General features: G+C 37.3%; 30 protein-coding genes. 23 read left to right on the top strand and 7 right to left on the bottom strand.

The window, feature by feature from the left end:
* Nucleotides 1-16 precede the first annotated feature (16 nt).
* Nucleotides 17-910 (top strand): deoxyribonuclease IV, encoded by an 894-nt coding sequence (locus CWS20_RS11255; protein ID WP_066201269.1) that lies wholly within the window; start codon nt 17-19, stop codon nt 908-910.
* A gap of 69 nt (nt 911-979) precedes the next feature.
* On the opposite strand, the gene CWS20_RS11250 is transcribed toward CWS20_RS11255, so the two are convergent.
* Entirely contained in the window at nt 980-1,234 is a 255-nt protein-coding gene (locus tag CWS20_RS11250) for a DUF2624 domain-containing protein (protein ID WP_066201266.1), read from the bottom strand.
* 168 nt (nt 1,235-1,402) lie between these two features.
* Here CWS20_RS11250 and CWS20_RS11245 point away from each other — a divergent pair, with 168 nt between their 5' ends.
* The 3 genes from CWS20_RS11245 to zur are packed head-to-tail and all read left to right on the top strand — an operon-like array spanning nt 1,403 to nt 3,471.
* The gene (locus CWS20_RS11245) at nt 1,403-2,194 is read left to right on the top strand and encodes a metal ABC transporter ATP-binding protein (RefSeq protein ID WP_066201263.1); all 792 of its coding nucleotides are present in this window, start codon (nt 1,403-1,405) and stop codon (nt 2,192-2,194) included.
* Nucleotides 2,191-3,045, top strand: coding sequence for a metal ABC transporter permease (locus tag CWS20_RS11240; protein WP_066201259.1), 855 nt, complete (start codon nt 2,191-2,193; stop codon nt 3,043-3,045). The genes CWS20_RS11245 and CWS20_RS11240 overlap by 4 nt, the downstream gene beginning before the upstream one ends.
* Before the next feature lie 15 nt (nt 3,046-3,060).
* The gene (gene zur, locus CWS20_RS11235; RefSeq protein ID WP_066201256.1) at nt 3,061-3,471 is read left to right on the top strand and encodes a zinc uptake transcriptional repressor Zur; all 411 of its coding nucleotides are present in this window, start codon (nt 3,061-3,063) and stop codon (nt 3,469-3,471) included.
* A 112-nt stretch (nt 3,472-3,583) separates the two neighbouring features.
* Here the strand turns inward: zur and CWS20_RS11230 are convergent, their stop codons facing one another.
* Complete coding sequence (locus CWS20_RS11230) at nt 3,584-4,159, bottom strand: 5' nucleotidase, NT5C type (RefSeq protein ID WP_066201254.1); 576 nt, start codon at nt 4,157-4,159, stop codon at nt 3,584-3,586.
* Between the two features lie 289 nt (nt 4,160-4,448).
* On the opposite strand from CWS20_RS11230, the gene CWS20_RS11225 reads away from it, so the two are divergent.
* The gene (locus CWS20_RS11225) at nt 4,449-4,826 is read left to right on the top strand and encodes a DUF308 domain-containing protein (RefSeq protein ID WP_241198864.1); all 378 of its coding nucleotides are present in this window, start codon (nt 4,449-4,451) and stop codon (nt 4,824-4,826) included.
* Between the two features lie 53 nt (nt 4,827-4,879).
* Here the strand turns inward: CWS20_RS11225 and ispG are convergent, their stop codons facing one another.
* The 3 genes from ispG to CWS20_RS11210 all read right to left on the bottom strand — a co-directional run bounded on the left by ispG (nt 4,880) and on the right by CWS20_RS11210 (nt 7,470).
* Complete coding sequence (ispG, locus tag CWS20_RS11220) at nt 4,880-5,989, bottom strand: flavodoxin-dependent (E)-4-hydroxy-3-methylbut-2-enyl-diphosphate synthase (RefSeq protein ID WP_180321543.1); 1,110 nt, start codon at nt 5,987-5,989, stop codon at nt 4,880-4,882.
* Nucleotides 5,990-6,113: 124 nt separating this feature from the next.
* The gene (locus CWS20_RS11215; protein ID WP_066201245.1) at nt 6,114-6,455 is read right to left on the bottom strand and encodes a hypothetical protein; all 342 of its coding nucleotides are present in this window, start codon (nt 6,453-6,455) and stop codon (nt 6,114-6,116) included.
* Between the two features lie 235 nt (nt 6,456-6,690).
* The gene (locus CWS20_RS11210) at nt 6,691-7,470 is read right to left on the bottom strand and encodes a DUF1189 domain-containing protein (protein ID WP_066201240.1); all 780 of its coding nucleotides are present in this window, start codon (nt 7,468-7,470) and stop codon (nt 6,691-6,693) included.
* 237 nt (nt 7,471-7,707) lie between these two features.
* On the opposite strand from CWS20_RS11210, the gene CWS20_RS11205 reads away from it, so the two are divergent.
* The 10 genes from CWS20_RS11205 (at nt 7,708) to phoU (ending at nt 19,109) form a co-directional block, all read left to right on the top strand.
* Nucleotides 7,708-9,336, top strand: coding sequence for a Na/Pi cotransporter family protein (locus CWS20_RS11205; RefSeq protein WP_066201237.1), 1,629 nt, complete (start codon nt 7,708-7,710; stop codon nt 9,334-9,336).
* A gap of 58 nt (nt 9,337-9,394) precedes the next feature.
* Nucleotides 9,395-9,877, top strand: coding sequence for a DUF456 domain-containing protein (locus CWS20_RS11200; protein ID WP_066201234.1), 483 nt, complete (start codon nt 9,395-9,397; stop codon nt 9,875-9,877).
* Nucleotides 9,878-10,065: 188 nt separating this feature from the next.
* Nucleotides 10,066-10,674: a superoxide dismutase gene (locus CWS20_RS11195; protein WP_066201231.1), complete on the top strand. Its 609-nt coding sequence runs from the start codon at nt 10,066-10,068 to the stop codon at nt 10,672-10,674.
* Nucleotides 10,675-10,807: 133 nt separating this feature from the next.
* Nucleotides 10,808-12,019, top strand: a complete 1,212-nt coding sequence (locus CWS20_RS11190; protein WP_066201229.1) for an MFS transporter — start codon at nt 10,808-10,810, stop codon at nt 12,017-12,019.
* Between the two features lie 153 nt (nt 12,020-12,172).
* Nucleotides 12,173-14,287: a peptidoglycan D,D-transpeptidase FtsI family protein gene (locus tag CWS20_RS11185; protein ID WP_066201904.1), complete on the top strand. Its 2,115-nt coding sequence runs from the start codon at nt 12,173-12,175 to the stop codon at nt 14,285-14,287.
* Nucleotides 14,288-14,659: 372 nt separating this feature from the next.
* Nucleotides 14,660-15,655, top strand: a complete 996-nt coding sequence (locus CWS20_RS11180) for a PstS family phosphate ABC transporter substrate-binding protein (protein ID WP_066201226.1) — start codon at nt 14,660-14,662, stop codon at nt 15,653-15,655.
* Between the two features lie 82 nt (nt 15,656-15,737).
* Complete coding sequence (pstC, locus tag CWS20_RS11175; RefSeq protein ID WP_066201223.1) at nt 15,738-16,688, top strand: phosphate ABC transporter permease subunit PstC; 951 nt, start codon at nt 15,738-15,740, stop codon at nt 16,686-16,688.
* Nucleotide 16,689: 1 nt separating this feature from the next.
* A complete protein-coding gene (gene pstA, locus CWS20_RS11170; protein WP_066201220.1) occupies nt 16,690-17,568 on the top strand; it encodes a phosphate ABC transporter permease PstA in 879 nt (292 codons plus the stop codon).
* Between the two features lie 21 nt (nt 17,569-17,589).
* Entirely contained in the window at nt 17,590-18,414 is an 825-nt protein-coding gene (gene pstB, locus CWS20_RS11165) for a phosphate ABC transporter ATP-binding protein PstB (protein ID WP_083957481.1), read from the top strand.
* Between the two features lie 35 nt (nt 18,415-18,449).
* Nucleotides 18,450-19,109: a phosphate signaling complex protein PhoU gene (phoU, locus tag CWS20_RS11160; RefSeq protein WP_066201217.1), complete on the top strand. Its 660-nt coding sequence runs from the start codon at nt 18,450-18,452 to the stop codon at nt 19,107-19,109.
* 147 nt (nt 19,110-19,256) lie between these two features.
* On the opposite strand, the gene CWS20_RS11155 is transcribed toward phoU, so the two are convergent.
* Both CWS20_RS11155 and CWS20_RS11150 read right to left on the bottom strand, forming a co-directional pair.
* Nucleotides 19,257-19,721 carry an endolytic transglycosylase MltG gene (locus CWS20_RS11155; RefSeq protein ID WP_142385378.1) on the bottom strand — a complete coding sequence of 155 codons (465 nt, stop codon included), beginning with the start codon at nt 19,719-19,721 and terminating at the stop codon, nt 19,257-19,259.
* A complete protein-coding gene (locus CWS20_RS11150; protein ID WP_412729449.1) occupies nt 19,718-20,104 on the bottom strand; it encodes a hypothetical protein in 387 nt (128 codons plus the stop codon). Before CWS20_RS11150 ends, CWS20_RS11155 begins: the two co-directional genes overlap by 4 nt.
* A 354-nt stretch (nt 20,105-20,458) precedes the next feature.
* On the opposite strand from CWS20_RS11150, the gene CWS20_RS11145 reads away from it, so the two are divergent.
* From CWS20_RS11145 to CWS20_RS11115, 8 genes are all read left to right on the top strand, one after another.
* Nucleotides 20,459-20,920 (top strand): DUF4912 domain-containing protein, encoded by a 462-nt coding sequence (locus CWS20_RS11145; protein WP_066201210.1) that lies wholly within the window; start codon nt 20,459-20,461, stop codon nt 20,918-20,920.
* Nucleotides 20,917-22,119 carry a glycosyltransferase family 4 protein gene (locus CWS20_RS11140; protein ID WP_066201207.1) on the top strand — a complete coding sequence of 401 codons (1,203 nt, stop codon included), beginning with the start codon at nt 20,917-20,919 and terminating at the stop codon, nt 22,117-22,119. Before CWS20_RS11145 ends, CWS20_RS11140 begins: the two co-directional genes overlap by 4 nt.
* Before the next feature lie 2 nt (nt 22,120-22,121).
* A complete protein-coding gene (locus CWS20_RS11135) occupies nt 22,122-22,757 on the top strand; it encodes a hypothetical protein (protein ID WP_066201204.1) in 636 nt (211 codons plus the stop codon).
* A 60-nt stretch (nt 22,758-22,817) separates the two neighbouring features.
* Nucleotides 22,818-22,967: a 50S ribosomal protein L33 gene (gene rpmG / locus CWS20_RS11130; protein ID WP_057771568.1), complete on the top strand. Its 150-nt coding sequence runs from the start codon at nt 22,818-22,820 to the stop codon at nt 22,965-22,967.
* A 212-nt stretch (nt 22,968-23,179) separates the two neighbouring features.
* Nucleotides 23,180-23,746, top strand: a complete 567-nt coding sequence (locus CWS20_RS11125) for a 5-formyltetrahydrofolate cyclo-ligase (protein ID WP_066201201.1) — start codon at nt 23,180-23,182, stop codon at nt 23,744-23,746.
* On the top strand, nt 23,743-24,531 hold the full coding sequence (locus CWS20_RS11120; protein WP_066201197.1) for a DUF92 domain-containing protein: 789 nt from the start codon (nt 23,743-23,745) through the stop codon (nt 24,529-24,531). The genes CWS20_RS11125 and CWS20_RS11120 overlap by 4 nt, the downstream gene beginning before the upstream one ends.
* A 71-nt stretch (nt 24,532-24,602) precedes the next feature.
* Nucleotides 24,603-24,779, top strand: a complete 177-nt coding sequence (yqgO, locus tag CWS20_RS27985) for a protein YqgO (RefSeq protein ID WP_157090559.1) — start codon at nt 24,603-24,605, stop codon at nt 24,777-24,779.
* Nucleotides 24,780-24,893: 114 nt separating this feature from the next.
* Nucleotides 24,894-26,429: a rhomboid family protein gene (locus tag CWS20_RS11115; RefSeq protein WP_066201194.1), complete on the top strand. Its 1,536-nt coding sequence runs from the start codon at nt 24,894-24,896 to the stop codon at nt 26,427-26,429.
* Nucleotides 26,430-26,583: the final 154 nt, after the last annotated feature.

The raw sequence follows: 26,583 nt of genomic DNA, 5'->3' as shown, positions 1-26,583 counted from the left end.
GGGAGAGTGGGGAATTATGCTTAAACTCGGTTCTCATGTGTCAATGAGCGGAAAAAAGATGCTTCTTGCTGCAAGTGAAGAGGCTGCATCATATGGTGCAAATACCTTTATGATTTATACTGGTGCGCCTCAAAATACGCGCAGGAAAAAAATCGAGGACTTGAATATTGAAGCCGGATTAAAACATATGCAGGAAAATGGTATGGCAGATATTGTAGTCCATGCACCTTATATTATTAATATTGGCAACACAACAAATCCTTCTACTTTTGAGCTTGGTGTCAACTTCCTGAGATCAGAAATAGACCGAACGGAAGCAATTGGTGCAAAGCAAATTGTGCTTCATCCAGGTGCACATGTAGGCGCAGGGACAGAAGCCGGCATTGCTAAGATCATTGAAGGCCTAAATGAAGTGTTGAACGGGGAAGAAAATGTTCAAATTGCTTTAGAAACCATGGCAGGCAAGGGGTCAGAGTGCGGCAGAACGTTTGAAGAGCTAGCGATGATTATTGATGGAGTCACACATAATGAGCATTTATCTATTTGCTTTGATACTTGCCATACTCATGACGCTGGCTATAATATTGTTGAAGACTTTGATGGCGTTTTAGATAGCTTTGATAAAATTATCGGTTTAGATCGTCTGAAAGTGCTTCATATTAACGACAGTAAAAATGAACGCGGGATGAAGAAGGACCGTCACGAAAATATAGGACATGGCCATATCGGCTTTAAAGCACTAAATTATATTGTTCACCATCCGCAGCTTCAGGACATTCCTAAGATCTTAGAAACACCTTATGTCGGAGAAGATAAGAAAAATAAAAAAGCGCCATATAAACATGAAATCGCGATGTTGAAATCTAAAGAGTTCAATGAAAATCTTTTGGAAGACATACAGGCAGATTAAAGTATAAAAGCGTAGAACAGTTGTATGGCTGTTTCTACGCTTTTTTTCCTCGATGACCAGTAAGTAAGGTTACTTCGTAAACATTAAGAAAAGCTTATTAACTGATTTAGCGGTATCGACGCCTGCTACTTTTGCAATTTCTTTAATTAATTTTGTTCGCTCAGTTTCATTAAAAATATTCACTTGTTTTCCGCGAAGATATTGGGCGATTTTTTCTGCGTCGGCTTTTTTTACTGAAATATTGAATTGCTTCCCATACTTTAATAATTCATCTGCAGTAATATTATTTACTTTATGATTAATGATGTTTTCAAAAATATTCATCTCATCACTCCTCCAACTTACTCTATGTAGCAAAAAGAAGAAATGTGCCTATTTTTCGAGAGGAATATTTAATACAAGCCGATATTCCTTACTTTACAATCATGAACAGTTGCTGTATACTACCTTTTGTGGTAAATCGTAATGATTCTTAATTTGAAGGTGAGCGTTATGAATGAAAAGGTCCATCCAATAATAGACATGCAGGATGTATCCTATAAATATGAAAAAGAAAATGTTTTAGAACGTATTAATATAACGATAAACGAAGGTGTATTTCTTGCAATCGTCGGTCCAAACGGCTCGGGAAAATCAACGATGCTGAAATTGATATTAGGATTGTTAAAGGCGCAATCTGGGAAAATCAAATTGTTTGGCAAAGATATTCACAAATTTAAGGAATGGCAAAGAATAGGCTTCGTCTCACAAAAGGCAAACTCTTTTAATACCGGTTTTCCTGCTACAGTATATGAAGTGGTGGCAAGCGGGTTAACAAAAAAGCTCGGGCTATTTAAATTTATGAATACCGAAGACAAACATAAGGTATTAGACGCAATTGACTCTGTTGGATTGATACAATTTAAAAATAGAAATATTGGCGAACTTTCAGGTGGCCAGCAGCAGCGAGTCTTTATTGCGAGAGCTTTAGTAAGCGATCCGAAGCTATTGATTTTAGATGAACCGACAGTTGGGGTAGATGCACAGCATGTGCAATCATTCTACGATATGCTGGAGGAGTTAAATAAAAACAGAGGCATTACTTTATTATTAGTCACCCATGATATAGGCACGATTTCAGATAAGGTTACACATGTTGCCTGCATGAATAAGTCACTCCATTTCCATGGGGAAACCGCCGAATTCGAAAGGCTGGATAAAGATAAAATGTCGGCATTTTATGGCCATGATGTTCATATTTTATCGCATGATCATGACCATCACCATGGAGGGGTAAAATCGTGATTTCTGCAATTTTTCAATATGAGTTTTTACAAAATGCGTTTCTAACAGGAATTATCATCGGCATTGTCGCACCGTTGCTCGGTGTATATATAGTGGTAAGGAGGCTGTCTTTGATAGCAGATGCGCTGAGCCATGTGACACTAGCAGGGATTGCGGCCAGCCTTTTGCTTGAAAAGAAAGTGCTTGGCATATCTGGACTTAATCCAATTTATATGGGAATGGCCTTTTCAGTCACAGGTTCATTATTTATCGAAAAGCTGCGCAGTGTTTATAAGCATTATCAGGAATTAGCGATTCCGATTATTCTTTCTGGCGGTACTGGCCTAAGTGTGATTTTCATCTCTTTAGCTGATGGGTTTAATACTGATTTATTTGGTTATTTGTTCGGAAGTGTGAGTGCTGTAAGCCGTGCTGATTTATGGCTGATTTTAATTATTAGCATTGTCATTATTGCGACAATCATTATATTATATAAGGAATTATTCTTACTATCATTCGATGAAGAGCATGCAAAAGCATCAGGAATTCCAGCAAAAACAGTTCATTTTATTTTTATCGTAATGGTTGCGCTTGTTATTGCATCCTCTATGAGAATTGTCGGGATCTTGCTTGTTTCGGCTTTAATGACTTTGCCTGTTGCCGCAAGTATGCGGATAGCGAAAGGATTTAAGCAAACGATTTTCTTTTCCATTCTCTTCGGAGAAATTTCAGTTTTAGGCGGCTTGTTCCTTGCTTATTATTTGGATCTTGCACCTGGTGGAACTATTGTCATTATTGCTGTGTTAATATTAATAGTAACGATACTAATTAAAAAGCTAACAACATCGAGACCAGCTAAAGTTCAAAAGTAAAAGGGTGGATAAAGTATGAATGTGAGTGAAGCATTGAATTTATTAAAAAATCAAGGCTACAAGCATACAGGAAAACGGGAAGAAATGCTTGAGCTATTTGCTGATAGCAATAAGTATTTAACAGCTAGAGATGTACTTGAAAAAATGAAAATCAATTATCCTGGTTTAAGCTTTGATACGATTTATCGGAATCTCTCATTGTTTGTGGATCTAAATATATTTGAAATGACAGAATTATCCGGGGAAAAGCATTTCCGTTTTACTTGTTCACATGAACATCATCATCATCATTTTATTTGTTTGGATTGCGGAAAAACAAAGGAAATAGAAACCTGCCCAATGAACAGCTTAGTGGAAAATTTAAGTGGTTATGACGTATCTGGTCACAAATTTGAAATTTACGGAAAATGCCCAGAGTGTTGCTAATTTGTGACCTCTCCTATGCGGCAGCAACGAAGATAAATATACAAGAAAAAGGTGAGCCCTTCTATTGAAGCGTCTCACCTTTTCTTGTATAGAGAAAGCAATCCCATGTAGATTATTTCGCGCCAACCTTTAACCATTGCTCTACCCATTCATATGCCTCTTCCCAGCTATGTACACGAATAACGCCGTTTGGAATTGGGTCGCGGTTATATGGAGTATCAAATAAAATCACTGGAATTTGGCATTCCTCATGAATCATCACAGCATTATCATGCTTATCTTCAAAGAAAATATCAACTTTATACTCTTTTGCTGCCTGAATTTTATGATGTGTACCGATTAATTCAATATGATGAAATTCGAGTGTATGCTCCAGAAACCATTTTTCCGTTACTTCCAATAATTCCGCATTTCTTGCACTAATAAAATATAACTCATGCTCGTTTTTCCATTTGTTGAGCACTTGCTTTGCACCATCTGCAATCGTTGAAGTGCGGTAAATTTCCGGTTCACTTTCTTTGAACCATTGATCAAATTCATCAGGAGCTATGTCTACTAATGGATATAGGTCATATTGTTTTACATCATCTAATGTTAGCTCTAAGCCAAAAGCTTTATTTAAAAAAGGAATCATTGAAGCAGGACTTGTGACTGTCCCATCAATGTCTATCCCAAATCTTTTTTTCATTATAAATGGCTCTCCTTTTAAAAAACTAAAAAACGACCATCTGATCGCTCTTACTTTAATAATATTAGCGTAAAAATGAATACATATAAACCCTTTAGCCTCGTTAATATGAAAATTTATGATACTAGAAAGAGGATTGTAAAGCATTTTCGAAGAGCGCCAAAATATTCTAAATATGTTTTTAGCTAATAGTTAAACATTTACATCATTAAAAGAAAAAAAGTCGTAAACAATAAGTAATGCTCCACTACAAAGCTTCGATGTAGATACCTGAAAGCGAGGGATCATGATGGCAGATCAAGAGCGAAAGTATGATGAAGATTATGATCTTCTTCATAATCAGCAGATTGACGATAACCAAAATGAAGTCTCAAGCGAGTATTCAGAAGAAACAGCAGCTGAGATAGCAGCACCTGTCTCCTACAATGATGTTAGGAACAGAGAGGTTGATCGTGACCGGAATCGACAAGAAGGCAGAGGAGTAGGTATTACGGCTCTCGTTTTATCTATAATATCTCTGTTTATCATGCCGATTATTCTTGGAATTGCGGGAATTATCTTCGGAATTGTAGCTAATCGCAAAGGAGCAAAAGGGTTTGGCAATTGGGCGATTGGTATAGGCGCCGTTTCCTTAATTGTCGGTGTGTTTATTTTGCCGTTCTTTTAGAACAGGGTCAAACAAAAAGAAGCCTGGCAAATTGCCAGGCTTCTTTAAAAAAATTATTTAACTGCTTCAGCTGCTTTCTTTTCTTCTTCTTGTTTTGCGAAGTACTCTTCAGCTATTTTATCAATTTCGATTTTTAATTCCTCAACCATCGTTTCTTCAGGTACTTTTCTAACGATTTTTCCTTTGCGGAATAATAAACCTTCACCACGTGCACCTGCAATGCCAATATCTGCCTCACGAGCTTCACCAGGTCCGTTTACAGCGCAGCCAAGCACAGCTACCTTTATCGGTGCTTTAATAGTTGAAATATACTCTTCTACTTCATTTGCGATGCTAATAAGATCGATTTCAATTCTGCCGCATGTTGGACAAGAGATCAAAGTTGCCGCATTTGACGACAATCCGAATACTTTCAGCAATTCACGTGCGACCTTTACTTCTTCAACCGGGTCAGCACTTAATGAAATTCTTAAAGTATTTCCGATTCCTTTACTAAGAATCGCACCTAAACCGGCTGCACTTTTTACAGTCCCTGCAAATAATGTACCAGACTCAGTAATACCTAAGTGAAGAGGATAATCAAATGCTTTTGAAGCTTTTTCGTATGCTTCAATCGCTAAATTTACATCAGAAGCTTTCATTGAAACGATAATATCATGAAAGTCCAGATCCTCAAGAATTTTAATATGATGGAGGGCACTTTCAACCATTCCATCAGCTGTAGGGTATCCGTATTTTTCAAGAATTCTTTTTTCTAAAGAACCTGCATTGACACCAATGCGGATTGGAATTCCTTTTTCTTTTGCAGCTTTTACAACTGCTTCCACTTTTTCACGTCTGCCAATATTTCCTGGATTGATTCTTATTTTATCTGCTCCGCCTTCAATTGCTTTCAAGGCAAGCTTATAGTCAAAATGAATATCAACAACAAGTGGAATATTAATTTGTTTTTTTATATCAGCAATAGCATTTGCTGCTCTTTCATCTGGGCAAGCGACACGTACGATTTGACAGCCGGCTTCTTCCAATCGCTTGATTTCTGCAACTGTAGCTTCCACATCGTGTGTTTTCGTTGTGGTCATACTTTGAATAAACAGCTCATTGCTTCCACCAATAGTTAATGGTCCAACCTTTACCGGACGGGTTTTCGTGCGATGTATGATTTCACTCAATGGAGATTCGCTCCTTTATTTGTGTATAAATTCTATATTTGAACTTTTAATAAGTTCGCTTTCACTATTGTATCAATGAATGGATTGAGTTGACAAGAATGTTGATGTGAATCTTTTAGTTTTCATGCTCATAGGTCGGGAATTTATAAACTTGGCCATACTTTATATCTTCAGGCTTAAGTCCTGCATTAAGAGTTGAAAAATCTGTAACTATCACATTAATTGGCACATTTTCCAATCCATTGTTTTCCTTCTCAACGATAGAAAGGACGGTATCTCCTGGTTTGACTTCTTTTTCAATAAATGGAGCATCGGGCTCAGTTTCAGTTGTTGAGGCTGTGACAGCCGGCTGTTCATCGGATTTTTCCTGTGCTTCGGGTAGTGTGCCTTTAGATATATCAATAAAAATGGCATACGCGACGACGATAACTAGAATAAAGACAGCGAATCTTCTCATTATAGGACTACCCCCCGGAATAAATATTTCAGTTAAAAAATATCTATGTTTGTCCATTGATAGATAGAACTAAAACGGAAGAATTAAATTTTATCCTTGTTATTCATGTGGCTACATCCCACTTCCATACGAATGAATATAAGTATATTCCTGCGGGAGAAAGCAAAGCTGATTAAATAGCCAACTATACGAAAAAAAGCCGCCAGCGATTGCCGGCGGCAGTGATGATGATTTGTTAGCTTATTTGTTCGTCTTTTTTATGGGGAATTTCTTTAATTGAAAGCATGAGCATAATGATGCCAATTAGCCAGCTGATTAATGCGCCATTCGGAACGGTCGTTTGAAGTGCGCCCATAATAGTAAAAAATACTGTTGAAAGCGTCACACTATAAGCAGCCATTCTCCAAATAAAACGATACTCCAGCCCACGCTGCAGGATTCTGACAATTAATAGACCTAAAAGTGCAAGTATTGATATTTCTATGAATCGAATGCTTACGGTAAATAAATAAATAAGTATTGCCATGATTGAAATAATAACAAGAAGCCAAGAATTTGCTTCGGACAAAAGATTCATGGTGGTCTCTTTATCTAAACTAACATCTCCGAGCATTGAATATGCGTAGCCCTGCTGTTGTCCCCCTGAAACAAAAATAAATTCATCTTCTAAAAAAGCAATTGTGTTTTCAGAATTCAAGATTTCCTCTTTTTTTACGATCCCGTTTGAATCAAATATAATGGTTACCTCTTTATTGTTGATTGTGATTGGAACTTCTTCGTCAGATTGAAGCTTGCCATTTTCAATCACAAAGTTCGGAAAATCCTTTTCAATAGATGTTTCCAACGAGTTTACACCGTTTAAAATGGAAGCACTTAAAAAATATATCGATGGGATGACTGAGAGCAAAGTGAGGAAAAAAACGTAACCGATTGTTTTTCCGATTCCTTGCGTTCGAAAGGAAGCAATATCTTTCGGTGAATAAATACTTTTTATTAATTGTTTAAATATATTCATTTGACACACCCTTTAAAGTTATCAGCATCTATTGTAACTGGATTATAAATGCTGCACAAGCGTGCGGAGTTGATTGAACATTTAGAACTCGAATGTAATGCAATTGTAACATTACGGTCGAATGCAAAGGGTTTGTAAATTTAAAGGTGGATTTGTTTACATTCTAAACAAAAACCATTAATAATTGTATGGGGTTAAAAATAATGTCGATAATTATTCTTTTAGGGGTTGAATAGTTTGGAACTTGATGTACAAAAAATTATTTTTGAGTTTATAGGTGGTCTCGGTATTTTCCTATACGGTATTAAAACGATGGGAGATGGATTGCAAAAATCAGCAGGCGATCGTTTAAGGGAAATCTTAGATCGTTTTACCACCAATCCATTTATGGGTGTATTGGCGGGGATGATTGTTACGATGCTGATTCAAAGCAGTTCAGCTACTACCGTCATCACAGTTGGTCTTGTAAGTGCAGGCTTTATGACACTGAGACAAGCTATTGGCGTAATCATGGGAGCGAATATAGGGACAACATTTACTGCCTTTATCATCGGGCTGAATGTAGGCGAGTATTCACTGCCAATGATTGCAGTCGGTGTCATATTATTAATTTTTGTTAAAAATGCAAAAGCTAATAATATTGGAAGCATAATTTTTGGATTAGGTGCATTGTTCTTTGGACTTGGCCTTATGTCAGGTGCAATGAAGCCATTAAGCGGCTTGCAATCTTTTAGTGATTTAACTTTAAGCATGAGTGAAAACCCAGTTCTTGGCGTGTTGGTTGGTACTGTACTGACAGTTATCGTACAAAGTTCGTCTGCTACTATTGGTATTCTTCAAGGGCTTTATGCAGGTGACCTTGTAGATTTACAAGCAGCATTGCCTATACTTTTTGGAGATAATATAGGAACAACTATTACAGCTGTCCTGGCTTCCATTGGCGCCACAGTAGCAGCAAAAAGAGCAGCGGCAGTTCATGTGCTATTTAATTTAATTGGAGCTACGATATTCCTAATCCTATTAAAACCGTTTACCTTATTTGTTGAATATATTGAAAGCAGCTTAAGTCTCAATCCTGAAATGACTATTGCTTTTGGTCACGGTATTTTCAATATATCGAATACGATTATTCAATTCCCATTTATCGCGGTCTTGGCCTATATTGTAACGAAATTAGTTCCAGGTGAAGATACTGTGAAGGATTATAAAGCAAAGAATTTAGATCCAGTCTTCATTGAGCAATCACCTTCTATTGCTCTAGGACAGGCAAAAGAAGAAGTGCTTCGCATGGGTCAGTTTGCGATTAATGGCTTGGAGGATACTAATAAATTTTTGAAAACGGGTGAACAGAAATATTCAGATAGCGCTTATCAGTTAGAAGATGCTATTAATCATTTTGATCGAAACATTACGGATTATCTTGTCAGCCTTTCAAGAAGCTCATTATCAAACCATGAATCAGAAGAGCATACGATTTTAATGGATACAATTAGAGATATTGAAAGAATCGGCGATCATTTTGAAAATATTATCGAATTGATGGACTATAAAAAGGCGAATAAAGTGAGTATTACTGATACTGCTATGGATGATTTGGATGAGATGTTCAAATTGACTATTTCTACAGTAACGGAAGCTATAGAGGCTTTAGATCATGGTGACAAAGAGGCAGCTACTCATGTTGTGCAAAAAGAAGAACTAATTGATAAAATGGAAAGAAAGCTGCGTAAACAACATATTATTCGATTGAGCGAAGGAATTTGCTCAGGTCAGGCAGGTATTGTATACGTAGATATTTTAAGTAACCTAGAACGCATTGGCGATCATGCTGTAAATATTGCAGAAGCTGTTTTAGGGGAAGAATAAAGGGGAAAAGCAAGGGGAGTTATCCCTTGCTTTTTCCGCTATTTAAGGAGGCGTTTAAATGGAGTTTTTGGCATGGACAATTATTATTATTTTATTTATCGTAGCATTTGCAGGGCTCGTTTATCCGATTATACCAAGTGTATTATTTATTGCTGCAGGTTTCATTGTTTATGGGCTATTCTTCTCGTTTGAGCCGTTTAATTGGCTGTTTTGGACGATTCAAATTCTGTTTGTTATCCTATTGTTTGGCGCCGATTATATTTCCAATATGATTGGTGTAAAGAAGTATGGCGGAACAAAGGCGGGAATATGGGGAAGCACGATCGGCATCTTGGTGGGGCCATTTGTTATTCCGGTTGCAGGTATTATTCTTGGTCCCTTTCTTGGTGCGGTTATAGCAGAGCTAATCGTTCACCGCAGAAATATTAAAGAAGCGATAAAAGTTGGATTCGGCTCGCTTATTGGGTTTATTAGCAGCATTTTTACGAAAGGGATTATTCAAGCAGTCATGATTATTTATTTCCTCTTTGTCGTTTTATGATTTTTATGGTTTTCTTCTTAAAAATCAGGGTATAAAATGAAGTGTAGAGGGTATTTTAAATTTGTTAACAATGCATATCATTTGATGCTTTAGGGCTAGTTTGATAATGTTAACGCTAAGAGCTGTTGTATTGTGAATTTTCAATCAAAAGGCTTGAAAAATTATTGTACATAGGGAGGAATTTTATTATGGCATTTGAACTACCACAATTACCTTACGCTTATGACGCATTAGAACCTCATATTGACAAAGAAACAATGAATATTCACCATACGAAGCATCACAACACCTATGTAACGAACTTAAATAACGCGTTGGAAGGAAATGCTGAATTAACTTCTAAATCTGTTGCAGAAGTTATTGCTAACTTAGATGCGGTTCCTGAATCGGCTCGCACAGCTGTGCGCAATAATGGTGGCGGACATGCAAACCACTCATTATTCTGGCAGATCATTTCTCCAAACGGCGGCGGTGCACCAACTGGTGAGCTTGCTGATGCAATTGCTAGCAAATTTGGCAGCTTTGATAACTTTAAAGAAGAGTTTGCTAAAGCAGCAACTACTCGATTCGGATCAGGCTGGGCATGGTTATCTGTTAACAACGGCGAATTAGAATTATCAAGCACACCTAACCAAGACTCGCCAATAATGGAAGGTAAAACGCCAATCCTTGGCTTAGACGTGTGGGAACATGCTTACTATTTAAATTATCAAAACCGCCGTCCTGATTATATTAACGCATTTTGGAATGTTGTAAATTGGGATGAAGTGGCTAAACGTTATAGTGCTGCAAAATAAATAAATGCAAAAGCCCATGGAGATTTTCCATGGCTTTTTTATTTTAATAGTGCAGGAATAAAGATGAATTTAACCTGCATAACTGTTTGTGTTTTGTAAAAACTACCCATTAGAACCAAAGGGGAGTTTTTTTATGAGTAAAATACAAAAAATCATTGGTGATGTTGACTTAACGAGAGATTTAACACTATTGCTTGTTATTGGAGGGTTATATTCCTTAAGTATTGCTTTATCCAATACTTTTGTGAATATTTTTTTGTGGAAACAATCTGGAAAATATTTGGACCTGGGATTATATAATTTAGCGACTGTCGTGTTTCAGCCGATTACATTTATCATCGCAGGCAGATGGGCAAAGAAAATTGATCGCGTCATTGTTTTAAGACTGGGCGTGATTTTTTTATCTATTTTCTATGTCATGGTTCTTCTCGCAGGCAGTAATGCATCGAAATATCTTCTTGTGCTTGGCGCTTTGTTAGGAGTAGGATCGGGTTTTTATTGGCTTGCATTTAATGTGCTTACCTTCGAAATTACTGATCCTGAAAATCGCGATTTCTTTAATGGATTTCTTGGTCTGCTCTCTTCGATTGGGGGTATGATTGGACCGATTTCAGCAGGGTTTATCATATCTAGGATGGAAGCCTTTACTGGTTATTCAGTAATTTTTGGCCTTTCGCTTGGTCTGTTTGGCATTGCTGTATTTTTGAGCTTTTTTATTAAAAGAAGACCTGCCAACGGGAAGTATTGGTTTCAGAGAATTGTGGCAGAGCGAAAGAATAATATTAATTGGAAAAGAATCACTAATGCCCATTTTTTTCAAGGGCTGCGAGAAGGTACCTTTGCATTTGTCGTTTCGGTATTTGTGTTTATCTCAACTGGAAGTGAGCTTGCTTTAGGAACCTTTGGATTAGTTAACTCAGGCATCGCCTTAGTATGTTATTATCTTGTTTCGAGATTGTTAAAAAAGAATCATCGCAAAGCGGCCATTCTTATCGGAGGAAGTTTACTTTACGCCTCCATATTTTTAATTATTTTTGAAGTGACTTATCCAAAGCTTCTTCTTTATGCTGCAGTTATCGCTGTTGCTTATCCACTGATGCTCGTTCCTTATGTTTCGATGTCATATGACGTGATTGGTACAGCATGGAAGGCGGCTGAAATGAGGATTGAGTATATTGTGGTTCGTGAGCTATTTTTAAATGTGGGCAGGATTGTTTCGATTTTAGCGTTTATTGCAGCGGTTGTATTTTTCGATGACAAATACAGTATCCCGGTTTTGCTCTTAATTTTAGGCATCGGTCATAGTATCATCTACTTTTATATAAGAAAAATTAATATTTCGTGAAGATGTTAAATTTTTCTCCATGACGACAAATGGTTCTTTATAGAATTATTTGTCGTTTTCTTTTAAAATAGAAAGTAAGATCAAAATAGGGAAGTGTGGTTATTACTATTGAATAAAAAGAAAAAGAAGAATCATGTTTCTTTTCGGCTGAACATGCTCTTCTTAATTGTGTTTTTGCTATTTTCTGTGCTTATATTTCGGTTAGGGTTTGTGCAAATTGTTTATGGAGATGATTATAAGCGTGAAATAGAACGAACCGAGGATATAACGGTGAACAATCCGGTGCCGCGAGGAAAGATTTATGATAGTACAGGAAAGATTGTTGTGGACAATATGCCGCAAAATGCCATTACATATACAAATAATGGTGCAAGTCAAGAGGAGATGCTTGATACTGCAGAAAAGCTAGCGAAGTTAATTGATAAAGATTCGAGCAAGGTTAGAGAAAGGGATATGAAGGATTATTGGATTATCATTAATCCTGAGCGTGCAGAAGAAAAGGTGCCACAATCAGAACAGGATGCTTTAAAAGAAGAAATGGAAGGATCTGAATTCGATAAGGAAGTGTATCAGCTCACATTAGATCGGATTACTGAAGAAGAGCTTGATGAGTTAACAGATCAAGATAAAGAAATTATTGCGATTTACCGTGATTTTTCGAGCGGATACGCCTTAACTCCGCAAATCGTTAAAAATAAAGATGTGACGGATAAGGAATTTGCGATTGTAAGTGAGAATTTGCAGCATCTTCCTGGTGTAGATACGACTACGGATTGGGAGAGATATTACACCTTCGATAAAACTTTAAAATCTGTGCTTGGCTCAGTTTCCAGTTCGGAGGAGGGCGTGCCTGCAGAGCAGCTTGATTATTATTTAGCACGTGACTACAGCCGCAATGACCGTGTAGGAAAAAGCTACATTGAGCTTCAATATGAAGAAGTATTGCATGGACAAAAGGCTAAGGTGAAAAATGTGACAGATAAGGGCGGGACAGTGCTTGAAACGATTCCAATCTCTGAAGGACAGAGAGGAAAAGACCTTGTTTTAAGTATTGATATGGATTTGCAGCTAGAAGTTGAAAAAATTCTTGAGGAAGAATTACGTTCAGCCAAAGGTTCTCCAGGCACAGGCTTGCTTGACCGTGCTTATGTTGTATTATCTGATCCTTACAGCGGTGAGATTTTAACGATGGCTGGAAGAAAAATCGTTAAAGATGAAGAGACTGGTCAAAGCAGGATGACAGATGATGCTCTAGGTAATATTACAACAACTTATAATGCTGGATCAGTTATAAAGGGTGCAACAATACTAACTGGATATAAAGAAGGCGTCATTAGCCCAGGAACCGTATTTAATGACCGCCCGTTAAAAATAGCTGGCACACCTGAGAAAAAATCATGGAAGAGTTTTGGCCCAATCAGTGATGTACATGCATTGAGGGTGTCTTCCAACGTATACATGTTCGAAACAGTCATCAGAATCGGTGGAGGAAGATATGAATATAATAAAGCACTTCCACTGGATCCTGAAGGGTTTAACATAATTAGAGATTCTTTCGCACAATTTGGCTTAGGTGTTCGAACAGGGATTGATTTGCCAAATGAACAAACAGGCTTTAAAGGAACAAGCAAACTGCCAGGTTTCATGCTTGACCTTTCCATCGGCCAGTATGATACGTATTCCAATATGCAGCTTGCCCAATATATTTCCACGATTGCCAATGGCGGAAATCGGATGGAGCCTCATATCGTGAAGGAAATTAGAGAACCGCTTACGGAAAATGAGGAGCTGGGGCCAATTGTGCAAGAAATTTCTCCAAAGGTACTAAATAAGGTTGATGCAAAGGATGAATGGATTGACCGTGTACAAGAGGGATTCCGCCAAGTAACACAGGAAACAGGCGGTACAGGTGTAGTGTATTTTGGCAAAAAGGATTACAAACCAGCTGGTAAAACAGGTACTGCTGAAGCATTCTATGACGGTCCTGAGCGCAGCAAATATGATGAGCCTCCGGAAGTGATGAACTTAAGCTTTGTAGGCTATGCGCCGCATAATAATCCGGAAGTAGCCATCTCTGTATTGGTGCCATGGGCATTCCAAGGCAGTGTCGATCATAAAGCCAATATGAAAATTGCTGAGCGTGTATTGGATGCTTATTTTGAAATTAAGGAAGAACGTAAATCAAATCAAAATACAGACGACATCACAAAGCAGGAAGCAATCGATGTGACGAATGAGGATGGAGAAAATGAAGAAGACGGAGAGTAAAACCATTTAGTTAAGCCAACTTAAATAATCATCCAGCTCTATTTTTTCTTTCCATCAAAGCATTTGCATTTGCAAATCAATCATTAAATCAATCAAAACAATTAAAAATAACTTTAAAAAAAACCAAACAAAAAAAGCGAAGCAGCATCTAACTAGTAAAGATGTTGCTTCGCTTTTTTGTTACGATTGTCGAATTTTGTAGAAATTTGTGGGTGACAGGTACCATTGTGCCATCTTTACTATCTTTACATACTTTTACACATCTTCACATGCGTTTACAGAATATTTACAACTGGTTAAAACCGGATTAATGTTGTGGTCTTATGATGGGGGTGTAGGACAAAACAACTGATTCTTTAGGGGGAGTAGAGTATGAAGAAACGATTTAAGTATGTGGCAACGTCATTGATGGTAGGATCGGTGCTAGCATTCACAGCGGCATGCGGCGCTTCGGATGAGGGAACAGGAAATGGAAATGGTTCTCAATCGAATGGATCAGCAACGGAATCAGCTAATGAAGAAAATAAACAGCTTCAAGGTGAGATTAATATCGATGGATCTTCAACAGTATATCCAATTATGGAAGCAGTTGTTGAGGAGTTCGGTATGGAGCAGCCGGGAGTCAAAGTTTCAGTAGCCTCCTCGGGCACAGGCGGCGGGTTTAAACAATTCATTGCTGGCACAACAGATATCAGCAATGCTTCTCGTGAAATTAAAGATGAAGAAAAAGCTCAATTAGAGGAAGCGGGCATTGATTACACTGAATTAAAATTAGCCAATGACGGCCTTTCAATTGTAGTAAATAAAGAAAATGATTGGGTAGATCATTTAACAGTTGAAGAATTAAAAGAAATTTGGGTAGACTCTGGAGAAACAAAAAAATGGTCGGATATCCGTCCTGAATGGCCAGATGAAGAAATTAAATTCTACTCTCCAGGTACGGACTCCGGTACGTATGACTACTTCAACGAAGTAATCCTAGAGGATTCACCAATCGTTGAACAAGCAACGCTTTCAGAGGATGATAACATTCTTGTTCAAGGTGTTGCAGGTGATAAAAACGCTATTGGATTCTTTGGATTTGCTTACTATGTTGAAAACAAAGATAAACTGAAAGTTGTGCCAGTGGATGGAGGAAGTGGAGCAGTAGAGCCGACGCATGATACAGTTGAAAGCGGTGAATACGCTCCGTTATCAAGACCACTGTACATTTACGTTAAAAACGAATCATTGAAAAATGAAGAAACATATGAATTTGTTAAATTCGTAATGGAAAATGCCGGCGTCCTTTCAGAAGATGTAGGCTATGTAAAACTTAAAGATGAAGATTATGAAGAAGGCTTAAAAACGATTGAAGGCTTAAAGTAATATAGCGGAAACCGATTATAAGCACTGCCTTATCTATTTAGGGGCAGGGTTTATAATCAAGGGGATGAAGGGGGGATTCACCATGGCATTACCAGAAAGTAGAAATTCTTTTTCAGTGCAGCAAATGATACAGCAAAAAAAACAGAAAAAAAATAAACTTATTCAAACAGAAAAAATTGTGCCTTTTATCTTGCTGTTAACGGCGATTGTATCGGTATTAACAACGGTAGGAATTGTCGTTACATTATTAGCAGAAACCTTTACATTCTTTAACCATGTTTCGATAAAAGAATTCTTTACCGCGCAAAAGTGGTATCCATTCTCAGAAACTCAAGGATCTTTTGGAATTCTGCCGCTTATATCTGGTACATTGAAAGTCGCGTTCATTGCAGCGATAGTAGCTGTTCCTATAGGAATTGCTTCCGCTGTTTTCTTGAGTGAGTATGCGACTGACAGGACGAGAAGGATTATTAAGCCTATATTAGAAGTTCTCGCAGGGATACCAACCATTGTTTATGGATTCTTTGCCTTAACATTTGTAACGCCTATACTAAGGGATTTAATTCCCTCCTTGGAAATATTCAATGCATTAAGTCCTGGGATTGTTATCGGAATCATGATCACACCGATGATTGCTTCTCTCTCAGAGGATGCGATGACATCCGTTCCAAAATCGATGAGAGAAGGGGCCTATGCATTGGGTGCAACAAAGCTTGAGGTTGCGATAAAAATCGTCATTCCTGCTGCGGTTTCAGGTATTATTGCTTCCATCGTCTTAGCAGTTTCCCGTGCGATTGGAGAAACGATGATCGTTGCGGTTGCTGGCGGTTCTACACCAAATTTAAGCTGGGATGTGACAGGGTCTATTCAAACAATGACTGCTTATATTGTCCAGGTGAGCCAGGGAGATGCCGGATATGGAACGACCATTTATTACAGCATCTATGCAGTCGGATTTACATTGTTCATCTTCACATTAATGATGAATCTTCTTGCCCAATTCATCTCTAAACGCTTTAGGGAGGAATACTAAAATGAAGCTGATCAACGAATCAACAATACTGCGAAGAATGAAACCAAGGCTAATAAAAAATTTGGTGTTTAAATGTTTGTTTATGGCAGCTACTATCTTTGCACTTCTCGTCTTAGGAATATTATTATATCGTGTCATCACTCAAGGAATCGGATATCTTGATTGGCAGTTTATGCAAGGATTGCCTTCAAGAAATCCTGAACAAGCTGGAGTTAAAACAGCGTTAATAGGTACAGTATGGCTAATGGCAGTCGTGGCCCCAGTTACACTCTTTTTTGGAGTAGGGACGGCCATTTATTTAGAGGAATATGCAAAAAAAGGGAAGTTCACTACGTTTATCCAAGTGAATATTTCCAATCTTGCCGGTGTACCATCCATTGTTTTCGGATTATTAGGGTTAACGGTATTTGTCAGAGCACTCTCACTCGGAACAAGTGTAATAGCAGCAGGTTTAACAATGAGCTTGCTTGTGCTGCCAATTATCATCGTTTCCTCTCAGGAAGCGATAAGAGCAGTGCCAAAGGAATTGCGGGAAGCTTCTTATGGTATGGGTGCAACGAAATGGCAAACCATTTTAAGGGTTGTCATGCCTGCAGCCATACCTGGGATATTAACAGGAGGAATTTTAGCCCTGTCACGGGCAATTGGTGAAACAGCACCGCTTGTTGTTTTAGGGCTTCCGCTTTTCCTTGCCTTTTTACCGCAATCTGTGTTTGATATGTTCACTGTTCTGCCTATGCAAATCTATAACTGGACTGGCAGACCGCAAGAGGAGTTTCATGCAGTGGCGGCTGCAGGGATAATCGTTTTATTAACATTATTAATTATTATGAACTCGGTTGCAGTATATATCAGGAATAAATTTCAAAAACGCTATTAACCTAAAAGAGGAGATGGGCGCATGAATACTACGATGGTAAAGCTGAATAATCAGCAAAATCAAACAGCAGCAAATGCTGAAAGTCAAAGGAAAGAAGCTGTTTATCATACGAAAGATTTAAACTTATGGTATGGTACAAATCATGCATTGAAAAATATTAATTTGGAGATAAATGAAAAGGAAGTCACAGCAATCATTGGTCCATCAGGTTGCGGCAAATCCACTTATATAAAAACATTAAATCGAATGATAGAACTTGTTCCGGATGTGAAAACTTCGGGTGAAATCAAATATCGAGGCAGAAATATTCTTCAAAAAGGGTATGGAGTAGAAGAACTGCGAACAAAAGTCGGCATGGTTTTTCAAAAGCCTAACCCATTTCCTAAATCTATTTTTGAAAATGTCGCTTACGGACCAAAAATTCATGGAATTAAAGACAAGAAAATCTTAAACCAAATCGTTGAGAAAAGTCTGAAAGGAGCAGCAATTTGGGATGAGGTTAAAGACCGATTGAATGAAAATGCTTTTGGCCTATCGGGTGGTCAGCAGCAACGCCTATGTATTGCAAGATGCCTGGCAATTGAACCGGATGTCATTTTAATGGATGAACCTACGTCTGCTCTTGATCCGATATCGACATTAAAAGTAGAAGAGCTTGTTCAGGAGTTAAAAAAAGAATATAGTATTATTATTGTTACTCATAATATGCAACAGGCAGCAAGGATATCTGATAAAACGGCCTTCTTCCTTAATGGTGAGGTCATTGAGTATAGCGAAACTGACCAAATCTTCTCAAATCCAGCTGATCAGCGGACAGAGGATTATATTACAGGCAGATTTGGCTAATCGCTTTTTTGCTCAAGAAAGGAGAATTTATCATTATGGCAGTTAGAGAGAAATTTGATGAAGAACTAATGGATTTACGAGGAAAATTATTAGACTTGGGTCATTTTGCTGAAGATGCATTATCTAGGTCAATTGATGCTTTGGAAAATCATAATATCGAGCTGGCATTAGAAATCATGGAAGATGACACAAAGGCAGATATCTTATATGAAGAAATAAATGACTTTGCCATTTTGCTCATTGCGAAGCAACAGCCGGTTGCCATTGATTTGCGCAGAATCATTGTAGCAATTAAAATTGCAACTGATATTGAGCGTATTGCCGATTTTGCCGTAAATATTGCAAAAGCGACAATAAGAATCGGGTCAGAAGAACATGTGAAGCCAATTGAACATATTAAGCAAATGCATGCAATCACCTTAAAAATGTTAAAGCAGTCTTTAGAGGCTTTCAATGAAGAGGATCTAAAAAAAGCTAAAAAAGTGGCGGATATGGATGATGAAGTTGATGATTTATATGGACAAACGATTATTGACTTAATGAAAATTAGCAGGGAAAAACCACAGCATCTTACACAAATTACGCAGCTTTCATTTACTTGCCGTTATTTAGAAAGAGCAGCAGATCATGTAACGAATATTTCCGAGCATATTTTTTATTTAGTAAAAGGAAAACAGTTTGATTTAAATAATTAAATGACATTGAAGGCTTTCCTGCAGAATTTACAATCAGGAAAGCCTTTTTATTTCTAGAAATAAAAAAATAAGGCGCTATTAAATAAAAAAACGGATGAGAGGTTTCTAAACTTCTCAACCGCATTGCATTTAGACAGATGGCCTCGTCTATTTACTAATGAGTTCAGCAATTTCTTTAAAAGACATTTCATTATTTACTTCGAATGTGCCAACCTGCAGCTTTTTACTATATCCATACTCATCTAGATAGGAAGCAAACTTATCCGCATCTTCGATAATATTTTTTTCCAAAAGCTGTTTCGCAAGGTCTGATGGCAGCATGCCGGTTTCAATTGTTAATGCATGCTTTGCCATTTTTGGTTCATTATTATCCGTATGACCTTCCTCTTTCGCCTTTTCCTCTTTTGCTGCTGCCTCTGTTTCAATTCTATCGTTATACTCTGCTTCAGACAGGATAACATATCCCTCTTTTTCAATGAGACTTCTCGCATTCACTAGGTCATTTGCTGTTTCTTTGCTGTCATCATTTGATTGCAAATATACGATTCCAATGATCATGGCAGAAAAAAATACACCAAACGCAAACGCTCTTGTGTTTCTTTTATTCATCATGCCTCTCCCCTAAACTTCTTTTCAGTAAGTATCGTTTTTACTTCTTCAATCGTTAAAGAGGATTGCACAGCAATTTGGTCCAAGGAGAGACCTTGTTTTGCGAGCAGTGAAACCTGACTTTTTATAATCTCGTGCACTTCTCCTTTAATAGCGGGGGATGGATGTGTAATTGGAGAGGGAAGTGGCGTATCATTTGTTAACAGTTCTTCCTCTAATATTTTGAGCTTCTTCTTAATCGTGTAGATTTCTTGAATATGTAAAATCGACATCTGATCTATTTCTTCTTGTATTGATTTGTAAGGATCTTTAAGAAATAAGGATAATAGAAATAAAATGATTGATAGGGATAGTAACCCTATTAATGCATATAACAATATGACCACCTCAAATTTAATGTTGATTCAAGCTATTCTATCATAAAAAAACGACAATTTTCGGACGATACGATAAATGATTTAAGTTTTTGTCGTTAATCAGAGAAGAAAGGCTGTCGAATAAATGCCTTCTTATTAAGTTCGGAAGATAAAATAATTTTTTTAGTCTATTTTTCCATGAGATATGAACTGTTCGCAATAACCGACAAAATCCGTTTATTGTCGGTATCTTCATTCAATGCTAACATTAAAATGAGAATAATCAGTTATTTCGTAAGCGGGGTGTCACTATGGATAGGGGAAAAAATAAGATGCTATTATGCCATCGATATGGTGACAGTTTCTTTTGGACAGGTGAGATGGATGTCTGAATCAATAAAAGCAGTACATCATGAATATATTCGGGCGATATTTCAAAAAGAAGAATCATTATTGAAAGTATATTGGCAGCTAGCTCCACAGAAGCGAACGCTCTTTTCGCTTTACTTTAACGAATCATATAATGATGCAATAAAAATTTTGAGATTGAGTAAATTGGTCCGTAGAAGCCAATGGCTATCAATAGAAAAATACAATGATATTCCAATTCGGGAAGGTTGTAATCATTGGACAATTTCTGGGGTAAATCATTCTCCTTATATGGTCGAATTAGGGGTAAAGCAGGCAAATAATAAATTTTTCGCTATGCTTCGTACAAAATTAGTACAAGCATCTGAGGAACGACTTCCGATTGTAGAACAACTTCAAACAGATTCTACCACACCAGCTTGGACAGAATTTGTCAGCAGCTATAGCTACTATCAATCTGGCGGGAGACATATATGACGGAGGAAAATATTTTATTGCTGTCATGGGAGTATCCACCTCGCTTAACAGGAGGCCTTGCAAGACATGTCCAGGGGCTTGCCAAAGGGTTAATGAATAGAGGGCATGAAGTACATGTTATCACAGCTGGTAACGACAGAGAAGGTAAGGAAGAAGAGGCAGAGGGAATATATATTCATCGCGTTCAGCCGTTAAATCATATGGACAGCAGCTTTCTTCACTGGATAGGCGGCTTGAATATCGCCATGGAGGAACGTGCCAGAGCTTTATGTAGAGAAACATCATTTGATATTATCCATGCACATGATTGGCTTGTGGGGGCATGTGCACTAACATTGCATCATTATATGGATATTCCGCTCATTACAACCATTCATGGAACGGAATATGGCAGGAATAATGGAATATTTACCGAGCTGCAAAAGTTTATCCATAGACAGGAGAAGCTATTAATTCATCAATCAGATGAGGTGATCGTGTGCAGCAAATATATGAAAAAAGAGCTCGCTAATCTTTTCGAAAGAAATAATAGTGATGTTACCGTCATTGCCAATGGGGTTTGTGAACGAGATGAGTTTATTCCTGCCGGTATACTGGACGAGTTTCCGATAATCGGTAACAAAAAGCTCATTTTTTCAATGGGAAGAATGGTTCCGGAAAAAGGATTTAACACATTGATTGATGCAGCCAGGCAGTTGAAAGAGATGGGCGAACAATATTGTTTTGTTATTGCCGGTAAAGGTCCAATGCTCGAAGAATATAAACAAATGGTGAAAAAAAACTCTCTGGAAGATTGGGTTTGCTTTCCTGGTTTTATTTCCGATGAACAGAGAATAGCTTTGCTTAAAATGTGTGATATCGCGGTGTTTCCAAGCCTGTATGAACCTTTTGGAATCGTTGCCCTTGAAGGAATGCTTGCGGGAAAACCGGTAATCGTCTCTAATACAGGCGGCTTAAAGGATATTATTGATCATAGAGTAACTGGATTATTGATGCAGCCTGGTGAGGCAATCAGCTTAATCGAACAAATTCAATATATTGATCAGCATCCATTGGAAGCTAACGAATTGGGCAGAAATGCAAAAAAGATAGTAGAAAAGCTATATAGTTGGAAAAACATAGCCGCAGAAACAGAAATTGTTTATGATAAAGCGTTGATTAAGTCGGATAAACAAAATAATAAGAAATTAGGTGTATAAATATGAAAATAATTGAAACAGCGCCATCTTATTCAGAACAGTTTTCTGACCCGTTTCTAAAGGAGAAATTAACTCTTTCTATAGGTTTATGTATGGACGGAAAAATGCATTGGCTTCAGTCTGGGAATGAAATGCTACTGGCAGGCCAAGGAATATCTATTCGAATGAAAAAAAAGGAAATTCATTCGAAAATAAGGTTTACTAAGTTTTATGTATCAAACCATTTCCAACAAAAGAGGAACATAAAGTTATTTATCGCACACCGTCATACTTATCCAACAAGAAATCATATTTCATTTATCTCTCCATTAGAAAATATCATCTACCATATTGCTGAAAATCAAATGTTTCTTGTGAATGGCCATATGAATGGAAAGTTTATGAAGGAATGTACAGTTCATCCATATTGGAATGTATCGACTGACAACATATGGACAGAAAATAAACAAAGTGTTCTCCAATATATGCCAATGGTGAAAGGGAATGCAGTGAGTATTTATGCGCATGAGGTCGAATTTACCGGTAAAGAGACTTTGGAAGGAGAAACATGGTTTATCAGTGATAGTAGTAAAAAGCAGCTCATTGAAGTTAATGAGTCTCTTTTAAAAAACATACTAGCAATTCAAACTGAAAAGTGATATTATATAAAAGTCGTATGAAACGAACTAGTGCTTAATAGTTTGGAGGGAAATCACAACATGCGTGTAAATATTACGTTAGCTTGCACAGAATGCGGAGATCGTAACTATATTTCTAAAAAAAATAAACGAAACAATCCAGATCGTCTTGAGCTTAAGAAATACTGCCCAAGAGAAAAGCGTTCTACAACACACCGTGAGACAAAATAAGCAGTAGGCAGATTCCTGCTGCTTTTTTTGTTGTCTTTTTATATAAAATAGGTAAAATATGAAGATCATTTTGTTCGTTTATTTAAGCAGATGATGCCCCGGCACTTTTCCTCACTTAATTAATTTCATGTTCACAAGCCTGTTAATCAGAAATTGAGCATTCCATCCGTTTACGTTATCAATCATTAATAATGAATGAGGAGAAATGATAAATGAGAGATGATAAATCAGCGATTCGCAAAAAAATGATAAAACAATTGTCAGAGATGTCAAAAGCGGAATATGAATATCAATCACAAAAAATCGCTACTCACTTGTTTCAAGGAGATGAATGGAAAGAAGCAAATACAATTGCTATAACAATATCAAAATTTCCTGAAGTTGATACATATCCAATCATTAAACAGGCTTGGAAAGAGAATAAGCAAGTAGCTATACCTAAATGTTTGCCAAAAACAAGGACGATGGATTTCCGCATATTTACAGACTTTTCTCAGCTGGAATCCGTTTATTCGGGTCTGCTGGAACCTGTTGTAGCAAAAACTAAGTCTGTACTTGCAAAAGATATTGACTTTATGATTGTTCCTGGTGTGGCTTATACTCAGAAAGGTTTTCGTTTAGGATTTGGCGGAGGCTATTATGACCGCTATTTACAAGTCTATGAAGGTGGAACTGCTTCAATGGCATTTGATATACAAGTGTTGAATAGCCTTCCAATAGAGCCTCATGATTTGCCAGTCAAGGCATTATATACGAATAGCGAAGTGATACATACATGATGTCGCAAATTTTTCTCCTTTTGTTTGTTGCCATTATTTCAATTGCGGGCAACTATTTTCGAGCACTTACACTATCTGGAAGCGTCGCCGCTTTTTTTGTCGGTGTGTCAATCAGCCTCGGCTTTGGACTGAAGGGGTTATTGCTGCTTGGGTTTTTCTTTGCAAGTTCAAGTTTGTGGTCAAAGTATAAAAAAAAGCAGAAGGAAAAAATTGAAGACCGTCATGAAAAGGGGTCAACAAGAGATTGGCATCAAGTAATAGCAAATGGGGGAATTGGAGCGATATTTAGCCTTTTATATATGATAAATCCGCATCCTATATTTCTAATTGGCTTCATGATTTCACTGGCAAGCGCAAATTCCGATACTTGGGCATCCGAGATTGGCTCTTTAAGTAAACGATCTCCAATATTCATCAGAACATTCAAGGCGGTTGACGCCGGAACTTCAGGAGCTGTCAGTCTATTAGGAACGATTGCTGCATTAGCTGGATCATTCACCGTGGCGTGTCTATCCATGTATTTATTTGCGCTTTCACCTGCGCTTTCATTCTTCATTTTTATTTTTGGTTTCCTAGGAAATATGTTCGATACATTGATTGGCGCCTATTTACAAGTTATTTTCAAGTGTAAGCAATGCGGTGCAATAGTAGAATCAAAAAGACATTGTGGGAAACCAACTGAGCATGTAAGAGGGTTTGCGTTTCTCAATAATGATATCGTTAATTTTCTTTCAGCTTTACTTGCAGTGCTATGCGGTATTTTTATCATTTCAATATTTTATTAATAAACTTGTCTGCATAAAAGGATAATTTTAAATCTTTTTATTCATAATAATTGTGGACAGGAGGAATAAGAATGGGAAAAATTATAACGACTTTAATGGTTCTTATTAGCGGATATTTTATTTACCAATATCGTTACAGATTAGTAAGCTTCTTTGCCAACCGTAACTATTTAATTGCTGCAGTGATGAAATGCCCTTTTTTAAGAGACAGAGTGATGAGAATGGTTTTCCCGAGCCCCAAATATTAAAATGATGCTGCTTGATAAAAGGTCCATACAGGGCCTTTTTTATTTTTTTCATACCTTAGTTTGTCTATAATGATAATAAGGAATTATTGGGCAAAGAGGAAAGTGGGGGAAGCATTGAATATTCAAGAAGCGTATTTATTCTGGAATATAGCAAATGAGCTAATTGAGAAAGAGGAATATCGTATCATACAGCTTTCTAAAAGCCAGGATGAACTTTGGCTTGAAAAAATGGAAAATAAAGAAGCGAAAATGATTCGGCTCCTTTGTAAAGACATTGATTGGAGTAATTGGATGCAGCGTGATATAGAAAATATTGCTGCAAATGGCGAGCGAATTAGGAGACAGCTTGGCAGCCGTGACATGAATATTATTAATATTTATGTTTCTGCTTTTCCGCCAGTAGATGATTATCAGGATAAAGTGAATGAACCTTTCCATCAAGATAAGCAAAAAACAAAAGTCCAGTCAATCCTATTCAATCGAACAGAAGCAGACAAAAGCTTAAGCACGTTGAATGGAATTTTTAATGGCAGGCTTCATCTTGATTTTCCGCAGAGTGAAAACGCAAATGAAAACGATGTTGCTGTCATAAAAAACAATGCGTTAGGTACAGCTTCTACTAAATTGAAAGAAGAAAAAGCGTTATTTGATCATGGAAAGCCTTTGTTTACTTATTTATTTATGATTGTTCAAGTGATTGCTTTTATTTGGCTTGAATGGAAAGGAGGAAGCACAAATACCGCAGTTTTAATAGAATCTGGAGCAAAGTTTAATCCGCTTATTCTCGAAGGAGAGTGGTGGCGGTTTTTCACACCTATTTTCCTTCATATTGGTCTTCTTCATTTGTTAATGAATACACTTGCATTATTTTATTTAGGAACGGCAGTAGAGAAGATATATGGAAAAATGAGGTTTCTGTTCATTTACATCCTTGCAGGTTTTAGCGGAACTTTGCTAAGCTTCATTTTTAGTCCAAATGTATCAGCAGGAGCAAGCGGAGCGATCTTTGGCTGCTTCGGGGCATTATTATTTTTTGGCCTTATTTATCCAAAGCTGTTCTTCAGAACAATCGGCTTTAATATCTTAATTGTTTTAGGCATCAACCTAGTATTTGGCTTTACCGTTCCAGGAATTGATAATGCAGGGCATATTGGCGGATTAATTGGGGGCTTCTTAGCTACTGGTATATTATACTTTCCAAAAAAGAGACGGCCGTTTATCCAGCTTTTATTTTTTGTCGGCGCAGCTGCCTATATACTCGCTGGCATAGGCTATGGTTTTAATGAACCGGCAAAGAATGAGCAATCTGCTGTTATAATGGCACAAAAGTATATCCAATCGGAGGAATTTGAAAAGACGATAGAGGTTTTAGCTGACTATGCCGATAATAGTCAAGGCTTGCCTGAAACTTATTTCTTATTATCTTTTGCAGAAATTCAGCTTGAAAGGATGGAGGAAGCAAAAGAACATTTACATATAGCCATCGATAAGAATAACCGCTTTCATGAAGCCTATTATAATTTGGCACTCGTTTACTTCGATGAAACGAACCTTTCAAAGGCCAAAAAATATGCTGCAAAGGCTGCAGAATTAGAGCCGGATGTTGATGATTATCAAAATCTGCTTGAACAAATAGAGCAGTTAGAATGATATTTGTTTTTTTCGACAAGTAATGACTATTTCCTAGGAAATTCTTCTCTGTAAAATGAGAATAATTTCTTTTCAAAGAATCATGCACAAAGTGTATGATTCTTTTTTTGTATGTCTATGATGCTAAGTAGGGAGAAGATGGTTATTATTTCCT

Origin of the sequence: Cytobacillus horneckiae (assembly GCF_002835735.1) — a bacterium.
Taxonomy (GTDB): Bacteria; Bacillota; Bacilli; order Bacillales; family Cytobacillaceae; genus Cytobacillus; species Cytobacillus horneckiae.
The sequence above is the reverse complement of the archived record's forward strand: the minus strand, read 5'-3'. Positions and strand labels throughout refer to the sequence as shown.